General features: G+C 34.2%; 7 protein-coding genes. 6 read left to right on the plus strand and 1 reads right to left on the minus strand.

Annotation, left to right across the window (positions count from 1 at the left end):
* Positions 1-83 precede the first annotated feature (83 nt).
* Together VFS71_RS05580 and VFS71_RS05585 are read left to right on the plus strand one after the other, a co-directional pair.
* The gene (locus VFS71_RS05580) at positions 84-248 is read left to right on the plus strand and encodes a hypothetical protein (RefSeq protein WP_326399886.1); all 165 of its coding nucleotides are present in this window, start codon (positions 84-86) and stop codon (positions 246-248) included.
* A 9-nt stretch (positions 249-257) separates the two neighbouring features.
* A complete protein-coding gene (locus VFS71_RS05585) occupies positions 258-731 on the plus strand; it encodes a GyrI-like domain-containing protein (RefSeq protein ID WP_326399879.1) in 474 nt (157 codons plus the stop codon).
* A gap of 31 nt (positions 732-762) precedes the next feature.
* Here the strand turns inward: VFS71_RS05585 and VFS71_RS05590 are convergent, their stop codons facing one another.
* The gene (locus tag VFS71_RS05590) at positions 763-1,341 is read right to left on the minus strand and encodes a CDP-alcohol phosphatidyltransferase family protein (protein WP_326399881.1); all 579 of its coding nucleotides are present in this window, start codon (positions 1,339-1,341) and stop codon (positions 763-765) included.
* A gap of 276 nt (positions 1,342-1,617) precedes the next feature.
* Between VFS71_RS05590 and VFS71_RS05595 the strand changes: the two genes are divergently transcribed.
* From VFS71_RS05595 to VFS71_RS05610, 4 genes are all read left to right on the plus strand, one after another.
* Positions 1,618-2,244, plus strand: a complete 627-nt coding sequence (locus VFS71_RS05595; RefSeq protein WP_326399882.1) for a TetR/AcrR family transcriptional regulator — start codon at positions 1,618-1,620, stop codon at positions 2,242-2,244.
* Positions 2,234-3,553: a TolC family protein gene (locus tag VFS71_RS05600; RefSeq protein ID WP_326399883.1), complete on the plus strand. Its 1,320-nt coding sequence runs from the start codon at positions 2,234-2,236 to the stop codon at positions 3,551-3,553. The genes VFS71_RS05595 and VFS71_RS05600 overlap by 11 nt, the downstream gene beginning before the upstream one ends.
* 12 nt (positions 3,554-3,565) lie before the next feature.
* The gene (locus VFS71_RS05605; RefSeq protein ID WP_326399884.1) at positions 3,566-4,645 is read left to right on the plus strand and encodes an HlyD family secretion protein; all 1,080 of its coding nucleotides are present in this window, start codon (positions 3,566-3,568) and stop codon (positions 4,643-4,645) included.
* Positions 4,646-4,703: 58 nt separating this feature from the next.
* Positions 4,704-6,129: MDR family MFS transporter (locus VFS71_RS05610; protein WP_326399885.1), on the plus strand; the 1,426-nt coding region annotated here is incomplete at its 3' end.

The raw sequence follows: 6,129 nt of genomic DNA on the forward strand, positions 1-6,129 counted from the left end.
TACTGTTGAAATAAAAAGAATGTTTGTTCATCCTGATTTTCGTGGAATAAGGAATAGCCAGTGCAGTTTTAAAAGAACTGGAAATTTGGGCAAGTGAATTCAATTACTCCAACTGCATTTTGGAAACTGGGAAAAATAATCCCGAAGCCATCGCATTGTATCAAAAAAATGGTTACAAAATAATCCCTAATTACGGTCAATACGAAAATATTGAAACTAGCGTTTGCTTAAAAAAATCCATTTCATAATAATTTGCAATGACTCCAAGAATTGAAATTTTATCCGAAAAAAAATTAATTGGTAAACGATTGCAAATGTCGCTTGCCAATAACAAAACACATGAGTTATGGCAAACTTTTATGCCAAGACGTGCCGAAATTCAAAATCCAATCAGTGCTGATCTTTTTGCCGTACAAGTGTATGAACCAACCTATTTTGAAGCTTTTGCTCCCAATGCCGTATTCGAAAAATGGGCAACGCTTGAGGTTTCTGACTTTGACAACATACCCGCCGAGATGGAATCCTTTACTTTATCGGACGGGCTTTATGCCGTTTTTGAACTTAAAGGACACGACATCGTCATTTTTGATTATATCTTCAGAACTTGGATTCCAAATTCAAAATACAATTTAGACAATAGACCCCATTTTGAAATATTGGGAGCAAAATATAAAAAAGACGATCCTAACTCAGAAGAAGAAATTTGGATTCCTATCAAAGGAAAAAAATAATCTAAAATAAATTGCATTTAATAGATTATTATTAACTATGTTTTTGCCTTTTCAAAACCCAAAACAATCCTTTTACATCTGCTTCCCATTTTGGAAGTAAACCAATCAGTATTATTTCTTCGATAAGCTCAATGCCTGTTACAACAACAGCTATATAAAATAAAAAATATAAAGGTTCAGGTAAAAGAAAAATCAAAATAAAAAATGTTCCCTGTAATATTGCGGCAAATTTGGCTAGATAGGTATGGAAGCTTGAAATTTTCTTGTAACGAACCATTGCAAACACTGTTTGAAAAACAAAAAGAGAAAAGAGAATCATTAGAATCCTAAGTTCTTTGTGGGCAAAATCAGCTTTAAAAACAAACAAACCAATTACAGCGACAAACACCGTAAGATCATCTCCAATAGAATCAAGTCGAGAACCCAGAATACTTACGACTTTGTATTTTCTTGCTAGATATCCATCAATTAAGTCGGTAAAAAAACTAACTGCAAGCAGCCACTTGAACACATCTAAATGTTTTGCATAAATTAAAATTAACAATAGAGGTGCGGCAAAAACACGATACAAAGTAATTCCATTAATAATATAGCTACTCTGTTTGGACATACATTATATTTATTAGCAATGAATTAACAAACAAATATATAAAAGCCTATTGACTAATCATTTCTATTTATTTAAAATTCAATTATTTACTATTTTCATTAAATACTTCGATATCTTATTTCAAAATAAAATCATTCTAAAACTTTGGAAATTTCACTAACTTTAAAAAATAAACAGTCACATCATCAGCTGTTAAAGAAAAGTTAAAACAAAATTAAACAATCGTTTAATTTAAACAGTTGTTTAATTTTGTGCCGAAATTATAAAAACAAAGTTTTGAAAACTGATTTTAACGAAAAACAAATTCAGATTTTACAAGTAGCTGAAAGGTTATTTGCCGAAAAAGGATTTGATGGCACTTCAATCCGGGACATTGCCAAAGAAGCTAGCATCAACATTGCCATGGTTTCCTATTATTTTGGATCGAAAGAACAACTTTTAGAATCTATCATTCTACACCGAGCCACCGGAATTAAATTACAATTGGACAATTTAATGTTGGAAGATTTAAATCCTCTTGAAAAAATACACAAGCTTATTGAACTTTATATTGATAAGATAAACAGCAACAGATGCATATACAAAATTATGCATTTTGAATTTTCCTCAAGTCAAAGAGTAATTAACCTACAAGCATTTACTGATTTAAAGAAAGGAAACCTAAAATCATTGGAAACAATTATTCAAGATGGACAGGAGAAAGGAGTTTTCAGGAAAGACATCGTGGTTCCTCTCCTTACGACTACCATTCTCGGCACCTATTTCCACTTTCATTTGAATAGACCTTTTTATCAAACTCTATTAAACTTGAACACTGAAGAAGAATATAATACCTATATAAAAACAACGTTAACAATGCACATTCAACAAACCATTAAAGCCCTCTTGACATATGAAAGTTAGTTATTTAATGCTCTTTGGAGGGTTCTTCATTGGAATTTCATCCATCAATGCCCAAGACAAAACCAATTTAAAGCTCGACGAAGCCATACAATTGGCTTGGACAAAAAGTAATGAGATCTCATTGGCCAGCACCAAAGTAGAGACGAAAAAACAAGAATTACAATCGGTAAAAAATACTCAATATCCCGATTTAAAAATTACCGGACAATATCTGCAATTAACGGAACCAACAATACACTTAGAACTTGATGCAGGATCAGGATCATTTCCTGCACCCGATAGAATTGCCATAGGACAAGCCAGTCTGAAAGTACCTGTATTTGCAGGAATGAAAATTCAAAACGGTATAAAGCTTCAAGACAATTTGTTCCAAGCAGAAAATGCAATGGCATCTAAGACGAAAGAAGATGTAGCCATGAGAGTCATAGACTACTATGCTAATTTGTACAAAGCTCAAAGAACCATTGAATTACTAAAGGAAAATCAAAAAAGTGCTGAACAACGCGTTACTGATTTCATTGCTTTGGAAAAAAATGGAATCATTCCTCGAAATGATTTATTGAAGGCACAACTTCAAGTTTCCAAAATTCAATTATCACTTGATGAAGCTTTGAACAACGAAAAAATAATCAATTACTATTTGGTTACTTTGTTGAAATTACCAACAGAAACAAGATTAGCAGTAACTGAAAGCGATTTGATTAATTTTCCGAAGAATTCAGTTCCTACAGACGAACAACCTGCATTTCAAAATCGTAAAGACTTAGAAGCATTGCAATTTCAGGAAAAAGCATCCCAAGACAACATTAAAATAGCAAAAGGAGATTACTACCCTAGTGTAGCTTTGACTGGTGGATATGCCGCTTTAAACTTAAACAACATTATGACATTGGAAAACGCAATGTTTATAGGTGTTGGGGTATCGTATGATGTCACTGGAATTCTAAAAAATAGCACTCAAGTAAAAATTGCCGAAAGCAAAGCACTTGAAGTAAAAAACACTCAGGAATTATTAAAAGATAACATTAGAGTTCAAGTACAACAAGCGATTACCAATTATGATTTGGCTATAAAACAAAGTGCAGTTTACAATCAAGCTGTTGAACAAGCCACTGAAAACTACCGAATCGTAAAAGACAAATACGAAAACGGACTTTCGGATACCAATGATTTATTAGAAGCAGACGTAGAACAACTGAAATCAAAAATAGCCGAAACCATTGCCAAAGTAGATGTTATTCAAAAATACTACGAATTACTTTCAGCAACCGGACAACTATCACAAACCTTCAACCTTTCAAAAATATAACCATACCATATCATGGAAAAGAAAAAAACAAACGCCAAATTCATTATAATCCTATTGGTTTTAGTCCTAGCAGGAGGAACTTACGGAATAACAAAATACATCCATTCTCAAGGGCACGAAGAAACGGATGATGCACAAATTGAGAAAAACATGAACCCAATAATCCCAAGAGTTTCGGGATATATCAGCAAAGTTTATGTTAAAGACAATGATTATGTAAAAAAAGGAGATACCTTATTTACCATTGACAAAAGAGATTATCAATTAAAAATCGAAGAAGCAAATGCTGCTTTTATAGCTGCTGAAGGTGGATTTGAAGTAGCCAAAGAAGATATTGGAAGTGCTATGGCAAGTATCGCTGTTTCGGATGCCAATGTACAATCGGCAGGAGGAAATATTGAAACTGCAAAAATTAGATTGGGAAGAGCTACAAGTGATTATGTTCGTTATGAAAACTTATACAAAACTCACTCGATTACAAAACAACAATACGAACAAGCATTAGCAGCCAAACAAGAAGCAGAAAGCCAAGTGCGTATTTTGCAACAACAACAAAAAGCGAGTTCTTTTCAAAAATCAGTAATTGAAGCTAAATCAAGAGTTTCTAATAAACAAACAGAAGTTGCTGCCGCCAATATCAAAAAAGCAAAAGCATTACTTGAAGTGGCTCAATTGAACTTGACTTACACAGTTGTAACTGCAGCTATTGATGGACAAGTTTCAAAAATTGACATTCAACCGGGACAATTAGTTCAACAAGGACAATCTTTATTTTATATCATCAACAACAATGAAGCTTGGGTTGTGGCCAATTTTAAAGAAACACAATTGAACAAAATGATTATCGGTCAAAAAGTAACTGTAAAAGTAGATGCTTATCCTGACTATGATTTTGAAGGAACACTTACTTCATTTTCGCCAGCAACCGGATCTCGTTTTTCATTACTTCCTCCAGATAACGCAACTGGAAATTTTGTTAAAACAATACACAGAGGACCGGTAAAAATAAGCTTGAATGCTTCAAACGATCCTGAAAAAATAAAATTGCTTCGCCCAGGTATGAACGCTGATGTAGATGTTCATTTGAAATAATAAGTTTAAAAAAAACTTATTTAAAGGAATTTAAACCATTACATATTAAAAATTCAAAATGGTACAAAACCAAGAAGACGATTTAGTAGAATACGGCATTAACAGGGTCATCATCACGATAACCTGTATTATGTGTGCTTTGCTCGAAATTGTAGATACTACGATTGTAAACGTAGCCTTAAATAACATGAGAGGTAGTCTTGGTGCTACCCTAACCGATATCGCCTGGGTAATTACAGCGTATGCTATTGCAAACGTAATTGTAATCCCTATGACGAGTTGGTTGTCACAGCAATTTGGTCGTCGTAATTACTTTGCAACCTCCATTGTTATTTTTACAGTGGCTTCCTTTTTGTGCGGAAATGCAACAAATATATGGGAACTCGTTGCCTTTCGATTCATACAGGGTCTAGGTGGAGGAGCTTTATTAGTAACTGCACAAACCATCATTACCGAAAGTTATCCTGTAGCCAAAAGAGGAATGGCACAGGCAATTTACGGAATGGGAGTTATTGTTGGACCAACATTGGGACCACCATTGGGAGGTTATATTGTTGACCATTTCTCATGGCCTTTCATTTTTTACATCAACATTCCAATAGGTATTATCGCTACTTTACTAACCATTGGTTATGTGAAAAGCCCAAAATATGGAGACAAACTAAAAGCAAACCAAGTCGATTGGTGGGGAATTGGACTCTTGGCAACTTTCATTGGTTCCTTGCAATTTGTCTTGGAGCATGGTCAACAGGACGATTGGTTCAATGACAGTATGATTACTGCCTTAAGCGTAATTTCTGTCTTTGGTTTAGTGCTGTTTATATGGCGAGAACTTACCTATAAACATCCAATTGTGAATTTGAAAGTATTAAAAGACAGTAATCTTAGAATCGGAACCATTATGTCTTTCATTATGGGATTTGGATTGTATGGATCGACATTTATCATTCCAGTATACACTCAATCTCTATTAGGATGGACAGCTACCGATGCAGGTTTATTGTTAATCCCAAGTTCCATAACAACGGGTATTATGATGCCTTTTATTGGTAAAATGATTCAGCGTGGAGTACCTCAAGCCTATATGGTTGCAGTAGGATTCCTAGTGTTTTTTCTTTTCACATTTTTAATGCGTGGAGTAATGACACCAGATACTGGCGTTGAGCACATGTTTTGGCCATTAATCCTTAGAGGTGTAGGTTTAGGATTATTATTTGTGCCTATTACCACTTTATCATTGTCAACTCTTAAAGGAAAACATATTGGTGAAGGTGCGGCCTTTACGGGAATGATGAGACAATTGGGAGGTTCTTTTGGTATTGCCATCATTACCACTTACCTCACTAGGCTTAATCAGGAACATCGCGTGAATTTGATTTCATATCTTGACCAGTCTTCTTATAAAGTACAACAAACGGTTCATCAACTGCAAATGGGTTTTATGGCCAAAGGATATTCTGCCAATGAAGCTTTGTCCAAAGCCT

The sequence above is a fragment of the Flavobacterium sp. genome (assembly GCF_035760125.1).
GTDB lineage: Bacteria > Bacteroidota > Bacteroidia > Flavobacteriales > Flavobacteriaceae > Flavobacterium.